The sequence below is a fragment of the Salinifilum ghardaiensis genome (assembly GCF_054491345.1).
On record NZ_CM137101.1, the window covers coordinates 3,383,241 to 3,402,830 of the forward strand.

The 19,590-nt window shown below is 72.8% G+C and carries 19 protein-coding genes; 9 read left to right on the forward strand and 10 right to left on the reverse strand.

The window, feature by feature from the left end:
• The first annotated feature begins 33 nt into the window (after positions 1–33).
• The 3 genes from ACVGV0_RS15350 to ACVGV0_RS15360 all read left to right on the forward strand — a co-directional run bounded on the left by ACVGV0_RS15350 (position 34) and on the right by ACVGV0_RS15360 (position 4,492).
• Positions 34–933, forward strand: coding sequence for an NADP-dependent oxidoreductase (locus tag ACVGV0_RS15350; RefSeq protein WP_459156371.1), 900 nt, complete (start codon positions 34–36; stop codon positions 931–933).
• A gap of 603 nt (positions 934–1,536) precedes the next feature.
• Entirely contained in the window at positions 1,537–3,060 is a 1,524-nt protein-coding gene (locus tag ACVGV0_RS15355) for an acyl-CoA synthetase (RefSeq protein ID WP_459156372.1), read from the forward strand.
• 112 nt (positions 3,061–3,172) lie between these two features.
• Positions 3,173–4,492 carry an MFS transporter gene (locus ACVGV0_RS15360; RefSeq protein ID WP_459156373.1) on the forward strand — a complete coding sequence of 440 codons (1,320 nt, stop codon included), beginning with the start codon at positions 3,173–3,175 and terminating at the stop codon, positions 4,490–4,492.
• Between the two features lie 80 nt (positions 4,493–4,572).
• On the opposite strand, the gene ACVGV0_RS15365 is transcribed toward ACVGV0_RS15360, so the two are convergent.
• Entirely contained in the window at positions 4,573–5,049 is a 477-nt protein-coding gene (locus ACVGV0_RS15365; RefSeq protein WP_459156374.1) for a MarR family winged helix-turn-helix transcriptional regulator, read from the reverse strand.
• Positions 5,050–5,164: 115 nt separating this feature from the next.
• On the opposite strand from ACVGV0_RS15365, the gene ACVGV0_RS15370 reads away from it, so the two are divergent.
• From ACVGV0_RS15370 to ACVGV0_RS15385, 4 genes are read left to right on the forward strand one after another with little or no spacing between them, the layout of a single operon-like run.
• On the forward strand, positions 5,165–6,076 hold the full coding sequence (locus tag ACVGV0_RS15370; protein ID WP_459156375.1) for an SDR family NAD(P)-dependent oxidoreductase: 912 nt from the start codon (positions 5,165–5,167) through the stop codon (positions 6,074–6,076).
• Positions 6,073–6,960, forward strand: coding sequence for an amidohydrolase family protein (locus ACVGV0_RS15375; protein WP_459156376.1), 888 nt, complete (start codon positions 6,073–6,075; stop codon positions 6,958–6,960). The genes ACVGV0_RS15370 and ACVGV0_RS15375 overlap by 4 nt, the downstream gene beginning before the upstream one ends.
• 45 nt (positions 6,961–7,005) lie before the next feature.
• Positions 7,006–7,482: a MaoC family dehydratase gene (locus ACVGV0_RS15380; protein ID WP_459156377.1), complete on the forward strand. Its 477-nt coding sequence runs from the start codon at positions 7,006–7,008 to the stop codon at positions 7,480–7,482.
• 19 nt (positions 7,483–7,501) lie between these two features.
• Complete coding sequence (locus tag ACVGV0_RS15385) at positions 7,502–8,500, forward strand: MBL fold metallo-hydrolase (protein ID WP_459156378.1); 999 nt, start codon at positions 7,502–7,504, stop codon at positions 8,498–8,500.
• Between the two features lie 96 nt (positions 8,501–8,596).
• Here ACVGV0_RS15385 and ACVGV0_RS15390 read toward each other — a convergent pair whose 3' ends face one another.
• Positions 8,597–9,070, reverse strand: a complete 474-nt coding sequence (locus ACVGV0_RS15390; protein WP_459156379.1) for an Lrp/AsnC family transcriptional regulator — start codon at positions 9,068–9,070, stop codon at positions 8,597–8,599.
• Positions 9,067–10,224 (reverse strand): M24 family metallopeptidase, encoded by a 1,158-nt coding sequence (locus ACVGV0_RS15395; protein WP_459156380.1) that lies wholly within the window; start codon positions 10,222–10,224, stop codon positions 9,067–9,069. Before ACVGV0_RS15395 ends, ACVGV0_RS15390 begins: the two co-directional genes overlap by 4 nt.
• Before the next feature lie 99 nt (positions 10,225–10,323).
• On the opposite strand from ACVGV0_RS15395, the gene ACVGV0_RS15400 reads away from it, so the two are divergent.
• Both ACVGV0_RS15400 and ACVGV0_RS15405 read left to right on the forward strand, forming a co-directional pair.
• Positions 10,324–11,265, forward strand: a complete 942-nt coding sequence (locus ACVGV0_RS15400; RefSeq protein ID WP_459160022.1) for a 5'-3' exonuclease — start codon at positions 10,324–10,326, stop codon at positions 11,263–11,265.
• A gap of 189 nt (positions 11,266–11,454) precedes the next feature.
• On the forward strand, positions 11,455–12,276 hold the full coding sequence (locus ACVGV0_RS15405; protein ID WP_459156381.1) for a hypothetical protein: 822 nt from the start codon (positions 11,455–11,457) through the stop codon (positions 12,274–12,276).
• Between the two features lie 151 nt (positions 12,277–12,427).
• Here the strand turns inward: ACVGV0_RS15405 and ACVGV0_RS15410 are convergent, their stop codons facing one another.
• From ACVGV0_RS15410 to ACVGV0_RS15440, 7 genes are all read right to left on the reverse strand, one after another.
• Positions 12,428–13,633: a GNAT family N-acetyltransferase gene (locus ACVGV0_RS15410; RefSeq protein WP_459156382.1), complete on the reverse strand. Its 1,206-nt coding sequence runs from the start codon at positions 13,631–13,633 to the stop codon at positions 12,428–12,430.
• A 52-nt stretch (positions 13,634–13,685) separates the two neighbouring features.
• Positions 13,686–14,456: a DUF4333 domain-containing protein gene (locus ACVGV0_RS15415; RefSeq protein ID WP_459156383.1), complete on the reverse strand. Its 771-nt coding sequence runs from the start codon at positions 14,454–14,456 to the stop codon at positions 13,686–13,688.
• A 152-nt stretch (positions 14,457–14,608) separates the two neighbouring features.
• Positions 14,609–14,998, reverse strand: coding sequence for a PPOX class F420-dependent oxidoreductase (locus tag ACVGV0_RS15420; protein ID WP_459156384.1), 390 nt, complete (start codon positions 14,996–14,998; stop codon positions 14,609–14,611).
• 163 nt (positions 14,999–15,161) lie between these two features.
• Entirely contained in the window at positions 15,162–17,930 is a 2,769-nt protein-coding gene (locus ACVGV0_RS15425) for a DEAD/DEAH box helicase (protein ID WP_459156385.1), read from the reverse strand.
• A gap of 131 nt (positions 17,931–18,061) precedes the next feature.
• Positions 18,062–18,922, reverse strand: coding sequence for a twin-arginine translocase subunit TatC (gene tatC / locus ACVGV0_RS15430; RefSeq protein ID WP_459156386.1), 861 nt, complete (start codon positions 18,920–18,922; stop codon positions 18,062–18,064).
• Positions 18,923–19,024: 102 nt separating this feature from the next.
• Positions 19,025–19,306: a Sec-independent protein translocase subunit TatA gene (gene tatA, locus ACVGV0_RS15435; protein ID WP_459156387.1), complete on the reverse strand. Its 282-nt coding sequence runs from the start codon at positions 19,304–19,306 to the stop codon at positions 19,025–19,027.
• A 74-nt stretch (positions 19,307–19,380) separates the two neighbouring features.
• Positions 19,381–19,581, reverse strand: a complete 201-nt coding sequence (locus ACVGV0_RS15440; RefSeq protein WP_459156388.1) for a bacteriophage holin — start codon at positions 19,579–19,581, stop codon at positions 19,381–19,383.
• Positions 19,582–19,590: the final 9 nt, after the last annotated feature.

Sequence of the window (19,590 nt, forward strand, 5' to 3'; positions counted from 1 at the left end):
TTCGCCCCTGCAGCAGCGCGAGGAGGGAAGGCCATGCGTGCCATCCAGTTCGGCGAGTTCGGCGGGCCTGAGGTGCTGCGCCTCGACGAGGTCGAGCGGCCGGAACCAGCTTCCGGGCAGGTGCGCGTGGCCGTGCGCGTGGCGGGCGTCAACCCGGCCGACTGCAAGATCCGCGCCGGCGAGATGGGGGAGCCCGCACTGCCGCACCGACCCGGGCTGGAGATGTCCGGAGTCGTGGACGCGGCCGCCCCGGATGCCGCGTTCTCCGCGGGTGACGAGGTGTTCGGCTGGGCGCAGGGCGGCTCCTACGCCGACTGCGCGCTGGGCGGCGTGCTGGTGTCGAAGCCCGGCGACCTGGACTGGCGCGACGCGGCGGCGTTGCCCGTGGCCGGGGAAGCAGCACTGCGCGGCCTGCGCCTGCTGCACCCGCAGCCCGGCGAGGTGCTGCTCGTGCACGGGGCGAGCGGGGTCGTCGGGGCGATCGCGACGAGCTTCGCGGTGCAGCGCGGCGCGACCGTGCTCGGCACCTGCGGCGAGGCGAACGCGGAGTACGTCGCCTCCCTCGGTGCGACGCCCGTCCACTACGGCCAGGGACTCGTGGACCGCGTGCGGGCGGTCAGCTCCCGGGTGGACGCCGTGTTCGACGCGGCCGGTGCCGGGGCCTTGCCCGACTCGGTCACCCTCCGCGGAGGAACCACCGAGCGGATCGTGACCATCGCCGACCCCGCGGCGTTCGACCTGGGCATCACGTTCTCCAGCGGCAAGGCCGGGGACAAGAACGCCGACGTGCTCTCCGAGCTGGCCAACAGCGCGCGCAACGGGAGCCTGCCGCTCCGGCACGCCAGCAGCCACCCCCTCGCCGAGGCCGCGCGGGCCCAGCGGGAAGTCGCCACCGGGCACAGCGGCGGCAAGGTGACGCTGCGGGTCAGTTGAGGGACCAGCGCGGGCCCTTCCTCGCGCGGACCGTTCGCCCCGACCTCCCGAGCCCGGCGAGCGCCGGGCTCGGGGGTGCGCCGCGTACCTCGCGGCTGGGCCTGCTCCGCTGACCGCTGTGGTCGCCGCGCACGCGCACTGCGCCGTCGCCGCGGAACTGGCCGAAGGCTGCTGTCGCGCTCCGTGGGCTTCACGCCTTCCTGGAGACGCCTGCGCCGTCAGAGCCGACAGGTCCGGGCGCGCGGACGCGTCGACCCCCTGGCACGCCGCAGCCGGGAAGGCGTGACGCGCACTCCACGCCGCAGTCCGGCGCGCTCCGGAACCGAGCGTGCCGGTCACGCCGAAGTCCGCTCGGCGTGAGCGCGGAACTCGTGGAGCGGCGCAGCTCCCGCGCAACCATTGAGTTCTCTCTTTATTGACAGTTTCAATCGTTGCTGTTTACCTGTGAGATGCAGCACGCCCCGCGGAGTTCGCCGGGGCGGCGTCGCGCACCGGAACGCCGCGGCGGCACGCGCACGCGGGCACCACCGACATCGCGAAGGAAGCCCATCGGCCGCACGCTCGCCGAGCGGCAGTTCGCACCCACCTCATGGAGGGGCAAGCATGCGCAACGAAGGTGTGGGCTCCTGGCCCTACCGGCGGACCCGGCTGACCCCCGACAAGACGGCGATCACCTTCCGCGGGGCGCGCTGGAGCTACGCCCAGCTCGACGACCGGGTGACGCGCCTGGCCCGCGCCTTGCGCGGACTCGGCGTCGCCCGCGGGGATCGCGTGGCCCTGCTGAGCAGGAACCACCCCTCCTACCTCGAGGCGCTGTTCGCCTCGGGCCTGCTGGGGGCGATCTTCGTCCCGCTCAACGCGCGCCTGACCACGCCCGAGATCGCCTTCTCCCTCGAGGACGCGGGCGTGTCGGTGCTGATCCACTCCGCCGAGCTCTCCGACGTCGGCACCGCGGCCGCCGAGCGGGCCGCGACCCCGCAGCGGGTCGTCGTGGACGGCGCACCCGATACCGGCGCGGTGGGTTACGAGGACGTCATCGCCGGTGCCGGCGCGGCGCGGCTCGACGAACCGGTCTGCCACGGCGACCCGTGCTGCATCATGTACACCTCCGGCACCACCGGACGTCCCAAGGGCGTGGTGCTCACCCACGGCAACATCGTGTTCTCCGCGATGAACGCGGTCGTCGACCTGGACCTGCTCAGCGACGAGGTCTCGCTGGTCTGCGCACCGCTGTTCCACACCGCGGCGCTGGACTTCGTCGCACTGCCCACCCTGCTCAAGGGCGGTACCGCGTGCATCGAGGAGGGCTTCGACGCCGAGCGGGTCCTGCGCGCCATCGAACGAGCGGGCGTCACCTACATGTTCGGCGCACCGACGATGTGCGACGCCCTCAGCAGCCACCCGGACTGGGAGGCGACGGACCTCTCGTCGATCCGCCGGATGATCGTCGCCGCCGCGCCGGTCCCCCCGCGGACGCTGCGCACCTACGCCGACCGCGGGATCACGCTGTGCCAGGCCTACGGCCTCACCGAAACCGGCCCGGGCGCGCTCATCCTCACTCCCGAGAACGTCGAACCCAAGCTGGGTACCGCCGGGGTCCCCCACTTCTTCACCGACGTCCGGCTGGCCGACCCGTCCAGCGAGCCGATCCCCTCCGGGTGGCGCGGCGAGATCCAGGTCTGCGGCCCCAACGTCACGCAGCGCTACTGGAACCGCCCGGACGCCACCACCGAGGCCTTCGCCGAGCAGGGCTGGTTCCGCTCCGGGGACGTCGGTGTCGCCGACGAGGACGGCTTCGTCACCGTCGTCGACCGGATGAAGGGCATGATCATCTCCGGCGGGGAGAACATCTACCCCGCCGAGGTGGAGGCCGTCCTGCTGGAACTTCCCGGCGTCGCGGAGTGCGCGGTGTTCGGCGTTCCCGACAAGACGTGGGGCGAGGTCGGACGCGCTGCCCTCACCCTCGAGGAGGGCTGCGAACTGTCCGAACAGGACCTGGTCGGCCACCTCGCCGAGCGCCTCGCCAAGTACAAGGTCCCCAAGTCGTTCCTCTTCCTCGACGAGATCCCGCGCAACGCCAGCGGCAAGATCCGCAAGCACGAGCTCCGCGAGCACCACTCCGGCTGACACCCGCGCGGAACCGGCGCCACGGGCGGTCCGTCCGCACCGCTCGTCCGGCGCCGCGCAGCCGCCGCCCAGACCTGCTGCCCGCAGTCCTCCCCCAGCCACCGGAGACCCCATGACGGCCAACGACGTCGCCGCTGCTCCGTCCGCGCAGCGACGAGGAGAAATCCGACGAGTCGTGCTTTCCAGCTACCTCGGCAGCACGATCGAATTCTACGACTTCCTGCTCTACTCCACCGCCGCCTCGCTGGTGTTCGGACCGGTGTTCTTCACCGATCTCGCGCCGCTGGCGGCCACGGTGGCCTCCTTCGGCACCTTCGCCGCCGGTTACCTCGCCCGCCCTCTCGGCGGCGTGGTCCTCGGCCACTTCGGGGACCGCCTCGGCCGCAAGCGGATGCTGGTCCTGGCGATGTCCGTCATGGGCGCGGTCTCCTTCCTCATCGGCCTCATCCCGCCGGCCGCGGTCATCGGTTCCTGGGCAGCGGTGATCCTGGTGCTGCTGCGGATCGGCCAGGGCATCGCCGTCGGCGGCGAATGGGGCGGTGCCGCGCTGATGTCCCTGGAGCACTCGGAGAAGAAGCGACGCGGGTTCGCCGCCTCGTTCACCAACGCCGGAGCCCCGTCCGGGGCGGTGCTGGGAACCGTGATGATGGGCCTCTTCTCCTCGCTCCCCCGCGAGCAGTTCCTCGCCTGGGGCTGGCGCGTCCCGTTCCTGTTCTCCGCGGTGCTGCTGGCCGTCGGCCTGTTCGTGCGCTCGCGGGTGTCGGAAAGCCCGCTGTTCCAGGCCGCGATGGAGCAGCCCGCCGCGAAGAAGCCGTCCGTGCCGATCCTGCAGGTGCTGCGCAGGCCGAAGAACCTGCTGCTGACCGCCTTCGGCAGCAGCGCCATGTTCGCCCTGCAGGTCATGCTGGCGACCTTCGCGATGACCTATGCCGTGGACCGGGGGGCCGAGCAGCAGGTGGTGCTGTTCTGCTTCGCCCTGACCTCCTTCACCCAGATCTTCACGGTCGTGGCCTGCGGCCGGCTGTCGGACATCGCGGGCCGGCGCCCGGTCATGATCAGCGGAATCGTGCTGTTCGTGGCGCTGCTGCACCCGATGCTGCAGTGGTGGGCCTCGGGCAGCGCGCTGCTGGTCCTCCTGGCCTTCTTCCTCGGCAAGACCACCCTGGGGCTGGTGTACGGCCCGATGGCGGCCTTCATCTCCGAGCAGTTCGGCACCACCGCCCGCTACACGGGGGCTTCGCTGGGGTACCAGCTCGCGACGTTGCTCGGCGCCGGACTGACCCCGATGATCCTCACCTCGCTGTACGCCTCCAGCGGCCGCGACGTCATGTCGGTGGTGTGGTTCCTGGCCGCGGTGAGCCTGATCAGCGTGGTGGCCATCCTGCTCACCCGCGAGAGCAAGGACAACGAGCTCGCCCGGCAGGAGTCGTGACGAAGCAGCGCGGCGGCACCGCGGTGGAGCGGCCTCACTCGCAGGAGCGGCACCGCCGGGACACCCGCGCAGCGCACCCGTCACTCCCCGGCCGCGGACGAGGCGGTCTCCTGCTCGGTGGCCGCTTCGCCGGGGAAGACGATCTGCTGCAGCACGCCCCGGAGCTGTTCGAGGTGCTGCTGCGGGATCCGGGCGAAGTGGTCCTCCTGGGCCCCGTCCACGCGCTGCTGGGCTTCGCCGCGAACCCGGTGGCCCTCCTCCGTGGCCACGATGAGCTTGTTGCGGCGGTCGACCGGATCGGGCGCCCGCGTGACGAGGCCGCGGCCCTCCAACTCGTCGACCAGGGCCACGACCTGGCTGGGGTCCAGCCCCATCAGGGCGGCCAGGCGCCGCTGGGTCACTCCTCCCTCCTCCTCGCCGGCCAGGGCCAGCACCGAGTAGGACCGCACCCGCAGCCCCAGGGGGGCCAGCGCGTCGCTGGCCGATCTGGCCACCACGCCACTGGCCCGGGAGAGCAGGAAGCCGAGGTCCTCGGCCAACGAACTGTTCGCGCTCATCGGATGTCCTCCCGTTCGTACTGCGCACAACGTACCATTTCCTTAACCATTGATATTTTCAACCATAGAAGTTTGCATTTAAATTAGGCATCAACACCGCTCACCAGGAGTCGCCATGGATCTCACCGGCAAGGTCGCGATCGTCACGGGCAGCGGCCAGGGGCTCGGCCTCGCCTACGCGCGCGAACTCTCCCGCCGCGGCGCCGCGGTCGTGGTCAACGACGTCGACGCCGAGGCCGCCAACGACGCCGCCGCCGCGATCACGGCTGACGGCGGCAGGGCGCACGCCGCCGTCGGCGCCGTGGGGAGCACGGAAGCCGCGGAGGCACTGGTGCGCGAAGCCGTCGAGCACTTCGGACGGTTGGACGTCCTGGTCACCAACGCCGGTGTGCTGCGCGACAAGGTCGTGTGGAAGATGACCGACGAGGACTTCGACCAGGTCCTCGACGTGCACGTGCGCGGCACGTTCACCTGCGTGCGCGCCGCGGTGATCAGGATGCGCGAGCAGGGCGAGGGCGGGCGCATCATCTGCGTCGGCTCGCCGGCGGGCCAACGCGGCAACTTCGGCCAGACCAACTACTCCGGCGCCAAGGCCGGCATCCTCGGCATGGTCCGCACCTGGGCCCTGGAGCTGCAGCGCGCCGGCATCACCGCCAACGCGGTCGTCCCCGTCGCGGCCACCGCGATGACCGGGACGGTGCCCTTCCTCAAGGACTACGTCGACGCGCTGCACAACGGCGAGCAGCTGCCCGCCTTCGCGCGCCGCGAGCTCGGCTTCGGCAGCCCGGAAGACGCCGCGGGCGTCGTGGCCTTCCTCGCCGGGGACGAAGCCGCCGGGATCACCGGCCAGGCCGTCGGCGTCGGCGGGGACCGCCTGGCGCTGTGGTCGCACCCGGACATGACCACCACCGCCTACCGCGACGGCGGGTGGGACGCCGACGCGATCGCCCGCGAGTGGCCGGACACCTTCGCCGCGCACGTGGAACCGGTCGGCGAGAAGCTGCCCGAGGAGGACGCCGCGCGATGAGCACCTACACCTGCGGCGTCGACGTCGACGCGATCACCGCGCTGGACGTGCACGCGCACGTCGAAATCGACAGCTGCGGCCACAAGTCCCTCGACGACGACCTGATCGCCGCCTCCGCGAAGTACTTCAAGTCCGGCCAGGAACGCACCCCCGGCATCGAGGCCGTGGCCGAGCACTACCGCGAGCGCGACATGGCCGCGATCGTGTTCACCGTCGACGCCGGATCCGCCACCGGACACCCGGTCAACTCCGTCGAGGAGATCGTCGAACGAGCGGCCGAGCACAACGACGTGCTCATCCCCTTCGGCTCCGTGGACCCCTGGCGGGGCAGGGCCGCCGCCAAGCGAGCGCGCTCCCTGGTCGACGACCACGGGGTCCGCGGGTTCAAGTTCCACCCCAGCCTGCAGGGATTCGAACCGAACGACCGCGACTTCTACCCGCTGTACGAAACGCTGGCCGAATGCGGGGTGCCGGCCCTGTTCCACACCGGGCAGACCGGCATCGGTGCCGGCCTGCCCGGCGGGCACGGCATCAAGCTGCGCTACTCCGACCCGATGCTGCTCGACGACGTCGCCGCCGACTTCCCCGAGCTCACCATCATCATGGCCCACCCGTCGGTGCCCTGGCAGGACGCCGCCATCTCCAGCGCCTCGCACAAACCCAACGTGCACATCGACCTGTCCGGCTGGTCCCCGAAGTACTTCCCGCCGCAACTGGTCCGGGCCGCCAACTCGTTCCTGCGGCACAAGGTCCTGTTCGGCTCGGACTTCCCCGTCATCCAGCCCGACCGCTGGATGCGCGACTTCGAGGAGCTGGAGATCAAGGACGAGGTCCGGCCGCTGATCTTCAAGGAGAACGCGCTGCGCGTGCTGGGCCTGCGCTGAGCGGTTCCGGACCACCCCATCGCACCGAACACCGCAGGAGGAAGCGTGTCCGCCACCGCCACGACGACCACACTGGACACCCTCGCCGAGCTCGCGGAGCTCGAGGGCCGCTCGCTCGGGAGCAGCTCGTGGTTCTCCGTCAGCCAGCAGCGCATCAACACCTTCGCCGATGCCACCGACGACCACCAGTGGATCCACACCGACCCCGAACGGGCCAAGGCCGAGAGCCCCTTCGGCGGCCCCGTCGCCCACGGGTACCTCACGCTGTCGCTGATCATCCCCATGTGGGAGGAAGTGCTCACCGTGCGCAGCGTGACCACGAAGGTCAACTACGGGCTCAACAAGCTCCGCTTCGTCAGCCCCGTGCCCGCCGACGCGCGAGTGCGGCTCACCGCCGCCCTCGAGCAGTACGAGGACCTGCCCGCCGGTGGCGCACAGGTCACCGTCGACGCCGCCATCGAGCTCGAGGGCGGTGAGCGGCCCGCCTGCACCGCCGAAGCCGTCTACCGCATGTTCGAGTGAGCGGGGCGGGAAGGGAACGATGATGTCGGCACCACCCGAAGCGGTCCTGCTCGGCACCTCCGGCGGCCCGCGGTGGCGGCGCGACCGCGCCGGAATCGCCTCGGCCGTCATCGCGGGCGACGCGGTCTACCTCGTCGACTGCGGCTACGGCGTCGGCCGCCAGGCGGTCCGGGCCGGCCTCGACCTGGGCCGGCTGCGCGGGGTCTTCATCACCCACCTGCACTCCGACCACACGGTCGACTTCATCAGCCTGCTGCTCTACGGCTGGTACGAGAACCTCGAAGGCGTCGCCCGGCCCGTCACCGCTCTCGGACCGGGCAACCGCGGCGGGGTGCCGCCCGCCTCACCGCACGCGGCGCAGACACCACCGGCGGTCTGCCCGAGCAACCCCACACCGGGCTTGGCCGAGATGACCGAGCACCTCCTGCAGGCCTTCGCCACCGACGTCAACGACCGCATCCGCGACAACCTCCGACGCCCTCCGGGCGAGCTGCTCACCGCCCGCGACATCGCGCTGCCGGCCGCGGTGGGTTTCCACCCCGACACCGCCCCGTGCCCGCCCGCGCGCCCGTTCGAGATCTACGAGGACGACCGCGTCCGGGTGCGCGCCACCCTCGTCCAGCACGCTCCCATCGCCCCCGCCTTCGCCTTCCGGTTCGACACCGAGGAGGGTTCGATCACCTTCTCCGGCGACACCGGCGTCTGCGACAACCTGCTCGAGCTCGCCGCCGACTCCGACGTGCTCGTGCACGAGGTCATCGACGAGCAGTGGGTGCACCAGCGCTACGAGCACGGACGCACCGAGCAGCAGCGTTCCATGATCGAGCACCACCTCACCGCCCACACCCCCGTCCCCGGTGCCGGGCGCGCGGCGGAGGAAGCCGGGGTGCGGACGCTCGCGCTCAACCACTTCGTCCCCGGCGAGCTGGAGCACCCGCGCTGGCACGCCGCCGCCGAGGAGTTCTCCGGCACCCTCGTCGTCGGGGAGGACCTCGACCGGATCCCGCTCCGGGGATGAGCACCGCACCCTCCGCCCACCTGAGCCGCGCGGCGGTTCCCGCGGACGGGCCCGCGGCCCGGCACCGGTCGCAGGGACCCCAGCTGCCGGGCGGGCTCAGATGTCGGGCGGGCGGTTCTCGAACGGGGTCGACAGCACCACGGTCGTGCGGGTGGAGACCTTCGCCGCTTCCCGGATCTGGCGCAGCAGCTCCTCCAACCCCTGCGGCGAGGCCACGCGCACCCGCAGGATGTAGGACTCGTCACCGGCGACCGAGTAGCACGACTCGATCTCCGGCAGGTGCCGCAGCCGGTCCGGGTAGTCGTCCGGGGCGGCCGGGTCGGTCGGGGTGAGCGAGATGAACGCCGTCAGCGGCAGGCCGATCTGCTCACCGTCCACTTCGGCCGCGTACCCGCGCAGCGCCCCGCGCTGCTCCAGCCGCCGGACGCGCTGGTGCACCGCGGAGACGCTGAGCCCGACCCGCTCGGCGAGGTCCGTGAAGCTGCACCGCCCGTCGTGGGCCAGTTCCCGCAGGATCGCCCGGTCGGTCGGTTCCAGCTCCCCGGACGCGTTCGGCGTCTTGTCGCTCACGCGTCGAGCACCACCAACTCGTGCGGCTGGTTGTTCACGCTCTCCACGCCGTCGGCGGTGACCAGCACGATGTCCTCGATGCGGGCGCCCCAGCGGCCCTGCTGGTAGATGCCCGGTTCGATGCTGAAGGCCATGCCGGGCTCCAAGGAGAGGTCGTTGCCGCCGACGATGTAGGGCTCCTCGTGCACGTCCAGCCCGATGCCGTGCCCGGTGCGGTGCACGAAGTGCTCGCCGAAACCGGCCTCGGCGATCGGTCGGCGGGCGGCCTCGTCGACGTCCTCGGCGCTCGCGCCGGGGCGCACCGCCTGCACCGCGGCCCGTTGCGCGGCTTCGAGCACCGCGTAGGTCCCGCGCACGTCCTCCTGGGCGGGCTCGCCGATCGCGTAGGTGCGCGTGCAGTCCGAGTTGTACCCCTCGGGCGTGGGCCCGCCGATGTCGACGACGACCACGTCGCCGCGCTCGAGCACCCGCTCGGACAGCGCGTGGTGCGGGCTGGCCCCGTTCGGCCCGGAACCGACGATGACGAAGTCGGCCTCGCGGTGGCCCTCCGCTTCGATCGCCGCGGTGATGTCCGCACCGGCCTGCGCCTCGGTGCGCCCCGGGCGCAGGAACTCGCCCATGCGCGCGTGCACCCTGTCGATGGCGGCACCGGCGGTGCGCAGGGCCTCCAGCTCCGCGGGATCCTTGCGCATGCGCAGGTGGCGCAGCACCGGCCCGGCCAGCACCTGCTCGGCCCCCGGCAGCGCCGAACGCAGCGGCAGGGCGTGCAGCGCGGGCATGGCGTCGGCCACCGCGACCCGCCGCGGGGCGTTCCCGCCGCGGTGCAGCAGATCGGTGACGATGCCGTGCGGGTCCTGCCCGTCCACCCAGGTCACCATCTCCACGCCGAGCTGCTGGGCGGGCACGTCGGCGTAGCCGAGCTCCTCCAGCTTGGGCAGCACCAGCGCGGGCGCGGCCTCGACCCCCGCGGCCGGCACCACCAGGCAGCTGAGGCGCTCGAACGACTCGCCGGCCGCGCCGACCAGGTAGCGCAGGTCCGAGCCGGGGGTGATCAGCAGCGCGTCCAGGTCGGCGCGCGCGGCGGCCTCGGCCGCCCGGTTCAGGCGCGCCGCCAGCGCGCTCGTGGAGTTCGGGCTGTCGTGCATGCTGGCCATGGTCGCCAGCGTAGCCGCAGGGACGCATCTTCCGGGCACGGGTGCCTCGGCGGCCGCGTGCGCGCCGTGGCAGGCTGAACACCCGTGACAGGTGCGCTCATGCTCGTCGACTCGGCGGGACTGTGGTTCCGCTCGTACTACGCGCTGCCGGATTCGCTGACGGCACCGGACGGCACGCCGGTGAACGCGGTGCGCGGTTTCTGCGACATGCTCGGCAGGCTGCTGACCGAGCAGCGGCCCGCGCGCGTGGTGGCCTGCTTGGACGAGGACTGGCGTCCCGCCTTCCGCGTGGCCGCACTGCCCTCGTACAAGGCCCACCGCGTCGCCGAGGAGGACGCCGCGGCCGAGGAGGTCCCGGACGTGCTCGGGCCGCAGATCCCGGTGATCCTCGAGGTGCTCGCCGCGGCGGGCATCGCCACCGCCGAGGCCCGGGGCTACGAGGCCGACGACGTGATCGGCACGCTCGCCGAGCGGGAGCGCAGCGCACCGGTCGACGTGGTCACCGGCGACCGCGACCTGTTCCAGCTGGTGCGCGCCGAACCCTCGCCGGTGCGGGTGCGCTACGTCGGCGCGGGGCTGCCCAGGGCCCAGGACTACGGCCCGGCGGAGCTCGCCGAGCGCTACGGGCTGACCACCGCGCGGGCCGGGGCGGACTACGCGGACGTGGCGGTGCTGCGCGGCGACCCGTCCGACGGGCTGCCGGGCGTGGCCGGGGTCGGGGAGAAGACCGCGGCGCGGCTGATCACCGAGTTCGGCTCGCTGGAGGCGCTGCTGGCCGCGGCCGGTGGGCCCGCACCGGCGCGCACCGGCAGGAGCGCGCTCACCCCCCGGCTGCGGGCGAAGCTCGCCGAAGCCGCCGAGTACCTGGCCGCCGCGCCCTCGGTGGTGCGGGTGGTGCGCGATGCCGACGCGGTCGTCGACCGCGACGACGCGCTGAGCCCCACCGCCGCGGACGACGAGCGCCTCGACGAGCTCAAGCGGCGGTGGGGGCTCGGCGGCAGCATCGACCGGCTGCGCGAGGCGCTGCGCGCCTGCGCCTGAGCCGCAACGGCCCCGGAGACCCTGCTGCGGGCGTCGGCAGGCACGGAGACGCGACCGCGGGCGCCCGAGGACGCGCGGAGCCGGATCCACATCGGACGGTGGATCGAATTGGTCCGAACCGGTGATCGACCGCCGGGGGAGAACTCTGGTTGCATCACCGCTGCGGTACGACCCCGCTGGGGAGGCGAAGTGCGTTCTCGACGACTGGCTCGTTGCTTGGTCGCGATCGGTGCCGTCCTCGCGGTCGGCGGTCCGTCGCTGCCCGCCCAGGCCGCGTCCGCGTCCGTGCCGACCGCGCAGGAGTGCGTCAGGACCCTTCGGTGCAGTTTGGCCGAGTTCGACCGGATGCCGATGTCCCAGCGGGTGCTGTTCGTGCGACTGCTGCAGCGCGAACACGGGGGGCAGTTCGAACCGGGCTTCGAACGGTGGGCTGCGATCGCGGGCGTCATGTCCGCCGCGCGCGACCGCGGGCTCGGCGAGCACGGGACGTGGATGTCGGTGGCCAACTCGGGCTTGCTGGAAGCCGTGGAGCGCGCGGTCGCCGCCGCCCGCGACGGCGAGGACACCGGGCCCCGCCCCGGAACCGCGGACAATCCCGGCATCCGGCGGTGGGAGAACTATCTGGTCGACCTGGCCAACGGGCGGCTGACCGCCCGACCGGTGCACGACGAGGCCTGGAGCCGCGCCGAACAGGTGTCGCTGGACCACGGGGACCACGTCGCCCGTTCCGACTACCAGATCCGGCCTACCAGCGCCGAAGAGCGGTTCAAGAGGTTCACCGACCTGTACCGCTGGGCGATGCAGAACGAGGACGAACTGCCCGAAGCGCTGGGAACGTTGGCACCGGTGCTGTGGTGGTTCACCGATGTCCGCAACGAGCGGTCCTACCGGTTGAGCGCGGAGATCGCGATGACGGCGTCGTTCGGACCTCCGGGTTTGGAGAGCCTGACCGACCTGCTGACGCGCATCCAGCGCGAATGCCCGGACTGCGTGCGCCCGGCCCCGGCGTGAGGCGCTCCGGCCCGTCATCGCGGGGTTGGCTACCCCCTCGGCGGACGCGTTCCGCGGAGAACCGCTCGCACCGGCCTTCCGCAGCCCGCGCGGCACCCACCCGCGCCTTCGCCGGTCCTCGGGACCACGTGCGGGCTCCCGGCGCCCGCGGTCAGAAGCTCGTGCCGCACCAGGGGGGTCGGGCGGTGCGGAACAACGCGTCCGCAGTGGACACCGCGTCGGGGTCGTCGACGGTGACGCGTCCCGCGTCGACCATCCGCGTCATCGACTCCTCGCCCAGGTAGAGCGCGCCCAGAGTGGACACGTCGCACCGCAGCTGCGGCGCCTCGGCGCACCGCCAGGCGCCGTCCGGGCCGATCCGGTAGCAGCCGCCGTTCTCCGGCAGGAACGGGTCGTCGACCGCGAGGAGCACCGGCTCGCCGGCCGCGTACGACCGGGCGCGCAGCGCGGCCTCCACGTCCACCAGCCGCAGCCACAGGTCGTCGTCGAGGCGCGTGGTGCGGCACTCGCGGTGGTCGGTCAGCCACCACTCCAGCGGCTCGTCGAGCGGGCGCGCCGCCGCGACCACGACGTCGGACAGGTCCACGCCGAGCAGGAACTCCCACAGCCCGGCCGCGGCGCGGGCGTCCGGTGCCTGGAAGTCGAGCACGCGCAGCGTGGTCTCCCCGCTGTCGAAGCGGTGGTCGACCGAGACCGGCTCGTAGGACGCGAAACCGTCCGCGGCGCCCGACTCGTCGCGGTGCACCGCGGTGGCCGCGGCCGCGCTCCGGTGGCCGAGCGCGTGGGTCCACCAGGCGGCGGGCCGCTCGATCATGCCGGGGCGTTCGCCCCCGATCCGGCGGTAGGCCTCGGGCAAGACCTCCGCCACCTCCTCCGGCGGCACCAGGTCCACGCGTCCGCCGCTCGGGGCGGTGGCGGCCGTGCGCGCGGTGCGCGCGTCCACCTGCACGCGGCGGCTCCGCGTGGCCAGTCCGTAGCCGAAGCGCTCGTAGATCCCCGTTTCCGAGGCGTGCAGCACCGCCACCGGTTCCCCGGTCCGGCGGGCGTCGTCCAGCTGCCGCCGCATCAGCGCGCGCAGCACGCCGCGCCGCGTGCGGTCCGGGCGCACACCGACCCCGGTGACCGCCGCGGCGGCGAGGCTCCCGCCGGGAACGGTCAGCTCCGCCCGGGTCGACCGCGCCGTCCCGGCCAGCTCCCCGTCGAGGAACCCGCCCAGCACGCGGCCCGGCTCGTGCAGCGGTCGCACCCGCTCCCACTGCGCGTCGCTCGGCGCCGCCACGTGGAGCGTCCGCATGAACAGCCCGTTGGCCTCGCGGAAGCGCCGCTCCTCCAGCACCTGCACATCGGCGTCCGTCACGCCGACGATCCTGCCCGCGGCGGCGATCGGTGTCCACGACGGGTCGCAAGGCTCACTTCGGGTGCCCGACCTCGTAGACACCGCGGTCGTTCTTGACCGAGATCGTCACCACCTGCGTCTCCCCGCCGATGCGCACCCGGCAGTCGAACTGGTGGCCCGCTGCGACGCGCTGCCCGGACGGGCAGCGCACCTGCTCGACGTCGCCGATCCGGTACGAGTCGCGCAGCGTCTGCGCGATCCCCTTCTGCACGCCTGCCGCGTCGAACACGGGGCGGACGAACCAGCCCGGGGCGACGAACCCGAGCACCGCCACGACGGCCAGCACCACCGCGGCGGCGCCCCCGCTCAGCAGCCACGGCAACCGCGCGCGCCCGCGCCGCGGGCCTTCCGGCCCCGGTCCCGCGGGGGCGCCTCCCGGGCCCGCGGAGGCCCCGGGACCCGGGTCCTCCCCGGGCGGGGCGGCCGGCACGGGGCGGTGCTGCGGCGGCTGCCACTGCGCCCCCCACTGCGGCTGCTGCGGGTGCTGGCCCGGCGGCGGCTGTGGGGCCGGCTGCGGTGGTTGCTGCTGCGCGGGCTGCGGTCCGGACCCGGGCTGCTGCACGGGCTGCTGCCCGGACGCGGGGTGCTGCTGCGGGTGCTGCTGGGGCTGTGCCCGCGGTGCGCTCTCGTTCTGCGGGGCAGTCCCCGGCGGCGCCTGCTGCGACTGGCCCGCCGGCTGCGGGAACGGCGGCGCCTGCTGCGGCTGGGGCTGCTGCGGCGGCCAGGAGGTCGGTCCGCCCTGCCAGACCGGCTGCCCGGGAGGCGGGCCGTACGGGCTGGACATGCTGCACCTCCGGATGCTCGCTGGCACTCACCCGAGCACGTCACGCGCGCGGGTCCCGGGCGCGCGGTGACGCGACAGGGGTGATCAAACCACACCGGCCGGCCGGCGCCCGCGGCCACCGGCCACCGGGGCGGGGTGCGCGCTCGAGGCCGCTACATCCGGGTGGTGTGCTGGGGCAGGATGTAGAGCGTGACGCGCTCGTCGCCGGGCTGGTGGTAGGGGTACTCCTCCTGCCCGAGGTACTTCCGGGCCAAGCTGTTGATGAAGGCGTTGTCCGAATCGTCCTCGAAGCGCTCCACGCGACCGCGGATTTCCAGGTAGCGGTACGGGTTGTCGGGGTCCGTGACCGAGAGCGCCACGCGGGGGTCGCGTTGCAGGTTGCGGTACTTCTGCCGCCCCGTGGTCTGGCTGATCTTGATGAACTCGCCGTCGGTGTCGTACCAGACCGGGGTGGACTGCGGTTCGCCGCCGGGGCCGAGCGTGGCCACGTGGACGAATCCCGGCTTGTCGAGCAGGTCGGCGTGACTGCTGGGAATGCTCATCTGGGATTTCCTCGCTGTCGGTGCTCCGATTGGCCCTCCGCGGAGGAGTGAACCACGCCTGCGAGCCGGTCACGGCCCTGGACACGCCGGCCGCGCGGAAGACACCCGCTCGAGCCACCAGCACGACGGCGGGCGGTGGCACGTCCCCGACCGGAACCCCGGGTCACGCCGAACCGGCGGCCACCACGCCGCGGCGCACCGCGTTGACCGCGTACCGCGCCGCCTCCCCCACCGGGTCCTCGGTGCCGCAGACCACGCGGATCTGGTCCAGCAGGTCCACGACCTGCCGGCACCACCGCACGAAGTCACCGGCGGAGAGCTCCCCCGCCTCGTCGACGAGCACCGTCTCCAGCTCGGCCCCGCTGGCCCAGGCGTGGACGGCGGTGGCGAAACCCGCGTCGGGCTCGCGCGTGCGCTCGATCTTGTGCCGCTGCTCGTCCTCCGACAGCTGCGCCCACACCCGGTGGGTCGCCAGCAGCGCGTCGTGCACCGCGTCGTTCGGCGGCCGCGGGGTGCTCACCGCCTCCCGCCGCGACTCGTAGACGAGCGCGGAGACCACGGAGGCCAGCTCGGCCGGCTCCAACCCGTTCCACACGCCCTCGCGCAGGCACTCGGCGGCGAGCAGGTCCGATTCGCTGTACAGCCGCGCGAGCCGCTTCCCGTGCGGCGTGACCGGCTCCGCCGTCTCGTCCGGGCGCAGGTAGTCCCGCTCGGACAGCAATCCGAGGATCCGGTCGAACGAGCGCGCCAGCGAGTGCGTCGTGGCCGCGACCTTCCGGCGCAGCTGCTCGGTGTCCTGGTTCAGCCGGTCGTGGCGCTCCGCCCACCGGGCGTGCGTCTCCCGCTCGGGGCAGGAGTGGCACGGGTGCTCCCGCATCCGGCGCCGCAGGTCCTGCAGCTCCTCGTCGTCGGCCGCCTCCGCCCGGCGCCGCCGGTTGCGCTTGGTCGGCGCGACGATGCCCGACTCGCGCAGCGCGCCCGCCACGCTGCGCTTGGCCTTCGGCGAGCGGGTGTCGACGAACTTCGGCACCGTGATCCGGCCGAGCGCCTCCACCGGGGCGGGGAAGTCCGCGACGTTGAGTCGCCCCGCCCAGCGGTCCTCGGTGACCACGAGCGGGCGCGGCTCGTGCATGCGGTCCACCCCCGGGTCGAGGACCACGGCCAGACCGGAGCGGCGGCCGGAGCGCACCGCGATGACATCGCCCTTGCGCAGCTTCTCCAGCGACTTCGCCGTCTCCGCGCGGTCGTCGGACCGCTTGTCCCTGGCCAGCTGCTTCTCGCGCTCGCTGATGCGCTTGCGCAGCTGGAAGTACTCGCTGAAGTCACCTTCGTCGCAGTGCATGGCCTCGGCGTAGCCGTTGAGCGCCTCGGTGTTGCGCTCGACCTTGCGCGACTGGCCCACGACCGAGCGGTCCGCCTGGAACTGGGCGAAGGACTGCTCGAGCAGGTCCCGCGCCGCCCGGCGGCCCACCCGGCCGACCAGGTTGACGGCCATGTTGTAGCCGGGGCGGAACGACGAGCGCAGCGGGTAGGTCCGCGTCGAGGCCAGCCCGGCGACGTGCTTCGGGTCGACCCCGGGCTGCCACAGCACGACCGCGTGGCCCTCCACGTCGATGCCGCGCCGCCCGGCCCGGCCGGTCAGCTGGGTGTACTCGCCCGGGCTGAGGTCCACGTGCGCCTCGCCGTTGAACTTGACCAGGCGCTCCAGCACGACGGTCTTGGCCGGCATGTTGATGCCCAGCGCCAGGGTTTCGGTGGCGAAGACCGCCTTGACCAGGCCGCGGACGAACAGCTCCTCGACCGTCTCCTTGAACGCGGGCAGCAGCCCGGCGTGGTGGGCGGCCACGCCGCGCTCGAGCGCCTCGCGCCACTCCCAGTAGCCGAGGACTTCCAGGTCCGCGTCCGGCAGCGAGGAGGTGTACTCGTCGACGACCTCGCGGATCTCGTCGACCTCCTCCGGCGTGGTCAGCCGCAGCCCGGAGCGCGCGCACTGCGACACGGCCGCGTCGCAGCCGGCGCGGCTGAAGATGAACACGATCGCGGGCAGCAGCTCCCGGTCGTACAACCGCCGCAGCACGTCCACCCGCGACGGCGGCTGGAACCGGCGGGGCCGGGGCTTGCGGTACTTGTCCTTCGGCCCGCCCCGGCCGCGCGGTGGCGTGTGCGTGCGGGTGAGCTCCTGGGCGTGCCGCAGCAGCTTCGGGTTGACCCGCAGCTCGTGGTCGTCCGTCTCCCCGGCGAAGAGGTCGAACATCCGCCCGCCGACGAGCACGTGCTGCCACAGCGGAACCGGGCGGTGCTCCTCGACGACGACGGTGGTCTCCCCGCGCACCTCCTGCAACCACTCGCCGAACTCCTCGGCGTTGCTGACCGTGGCCGACAGGCTCGCCACCCGCACGTAGTCGGGCAGGTGCAGGATGACCTCCTCCCACACGGCCCCGCGGAACCGGTCGGCGAGGTAGTGCACCTCGTCCATGACCACGTAGCCCAGCAGGTCCAGGCTGCGCGCCCCGGCGTAGAGCATGTTGCGCAGGACCTCGGTGGTCATCACGACCACCTGGGCCTCGCCGTTGATGGAGGTGTCGCCGGTGAGCAGCCCGACCGCGTCCTCGCCGTAGCGCTCGCACAGGTCGGTGTACTTCTGGTTCGACAGCGCCTTGATCGGCGTGGTGTAGAAGCACTTGCGCCCCTCGGCCAGGGCCAGGTGCACGGCGAACTCGCCGACCACGGTCTTGCCCGCGCCGGTGGGCGCGCACACCAGCACGCCCTGCCCGTCCTCCAGTCCCTGGCAGGCGGTGCGCTGGAAGGGGTCGAGCGGGAAGGACATCGCCCCGGCGAACTCGGCGAGCCGCGGGTGGCTCCGGCGCGTGCGGTGCGCCGCGTACGCCTCGGCCGGGGAGGTCTCATCGGTAACAGTACGGCGGCTTGCCACGTCCCCAGGCTTTCATATCTGCTCGAGCACGTCGCACCTGCCTGAGCTGCGCAGCACGCTCACCGCGTGTCGGGCGGCGGGGCCGTGCCCGGGCAGGCCGGCGGCACCGGCCTGCCGAGCGCGGCGGGCGGTCAGGTGTTCCCGGAGCGGCCGTTCGTCGGGTCGCCGTCCTCGGGCTCCATCCGCGAGGGGCGGTGGTCGACCTTCGACGGCTCGTCCGGGGCGAGCCCGGCGAACTCGTCGCGCCGGTGCTTGCGCGCGTCGTGCACGCGGCAGATGAGCAGCGCCGCGAGGAACAGCAGCGACAGCGCCCCGCCCAGCGCGAGCATCGAGAACGGGTCCTGCGGCGTGACGACCGCGGCGAAGGCGAACAGGCCGAGGAGCACCCCGCGCCACCAGTTCTTGAGCTGCTCGTAGCTGAGCACGCCCGCGAAGTTGAGCATCACCACCACCAGTGGCAGCTCGAAGCTCACCCCGAAGACGAGCAGCAGCAGCAGCACGAAGTTGATGTAGTCGCCGCCGGTGAGGGCGGTGAAGAAGCCGTCGCCGCCGAGCCCGACCATGAACTGCAGGCCGACCGGCACGACGTAGTAGGCGAGCACACCGCCCGCGATGAACAGCGCGCTGGCGCAGCCGACGAACACCTGCGCGAAGCGCCGCTCCCGCGCGTACAGCCCCGGTGTGATGAACGACCACAGCTGGTACAACCACACCGGGCTGAGCACCAGCGCGCCCACCGCGATGCCGACCTTCATCCGCAGGAAGAACACTTCGAACGGGCGGGTCTGCAGCAGCTGGCACTGCCCGTTCGGGCTCAGCCGCCAGTCGGACGGCAGCGCGCAGTACGGCCCCAGCAGCAGGTCGTTCAGCGACGGGACGGCGAAGATCGGATGGGTGAACCACCAGAACCCGAACACCGCGCCGACGGCGATCGCGGCCAGCGCAACGCCCAGGCGGTACCGCAGCTCGTAGAGGTGCTCCACGAGCGTCATCGTCCCGTCGGGATTGTGCCTGCGACCCCAGCGACGGCGGTCCTTGCGGAACGGGTTCAGGCGCGGAAGTGGACTAGCGGCCACCGTGCGTCCCCGTTCGCGTCACTGGTTGTTGGTCGTGTTGTCGCGCTGCTGCTGCTCGTTCGGCGTGACCGGTGGGGCGGAACCGTCACCGGAGGTGAGCTCCGCGTCCGGGCGGTCCGTCCGCTCCGCGGACTCCCGCTTCGCCTTCTCGTCGTCCTCCCGCAGTCCGCGCGCCTCGGCCTTGAAGGCGCGGGCGGACTGACCGAGCGAACGCGCCATCTTCGGCAACTTGGAGGCGCCGAACAGCGCCACCAGGACCAGCACGATGACGACGAGTTCCCAGCCGCCGGGCAAACCCATGTTCTGCAACCTTCCGTGACTGCCTCTCCGCCGACATGCTACGCGGGGAGAGGTCTGCCCCATAGGGCTTCGGCTCAGCTCTTCCACCGCTCGGACACCGCGACCCGCAGCGCCGCGGTGCGGGCCTGCAACAGCCCGATGCGCTCGCGCGCACCGGCGGCGACCGCGCGCTGCCCGGTGCGGAACCGGCTCAGCCGGCGCGCGGTGCGCAGCGCGGCCCAGGCGAGCAGCACCAGACCGGCGACCACCAGCACGAGACTCCACACATACGGCACGCGCCCAGC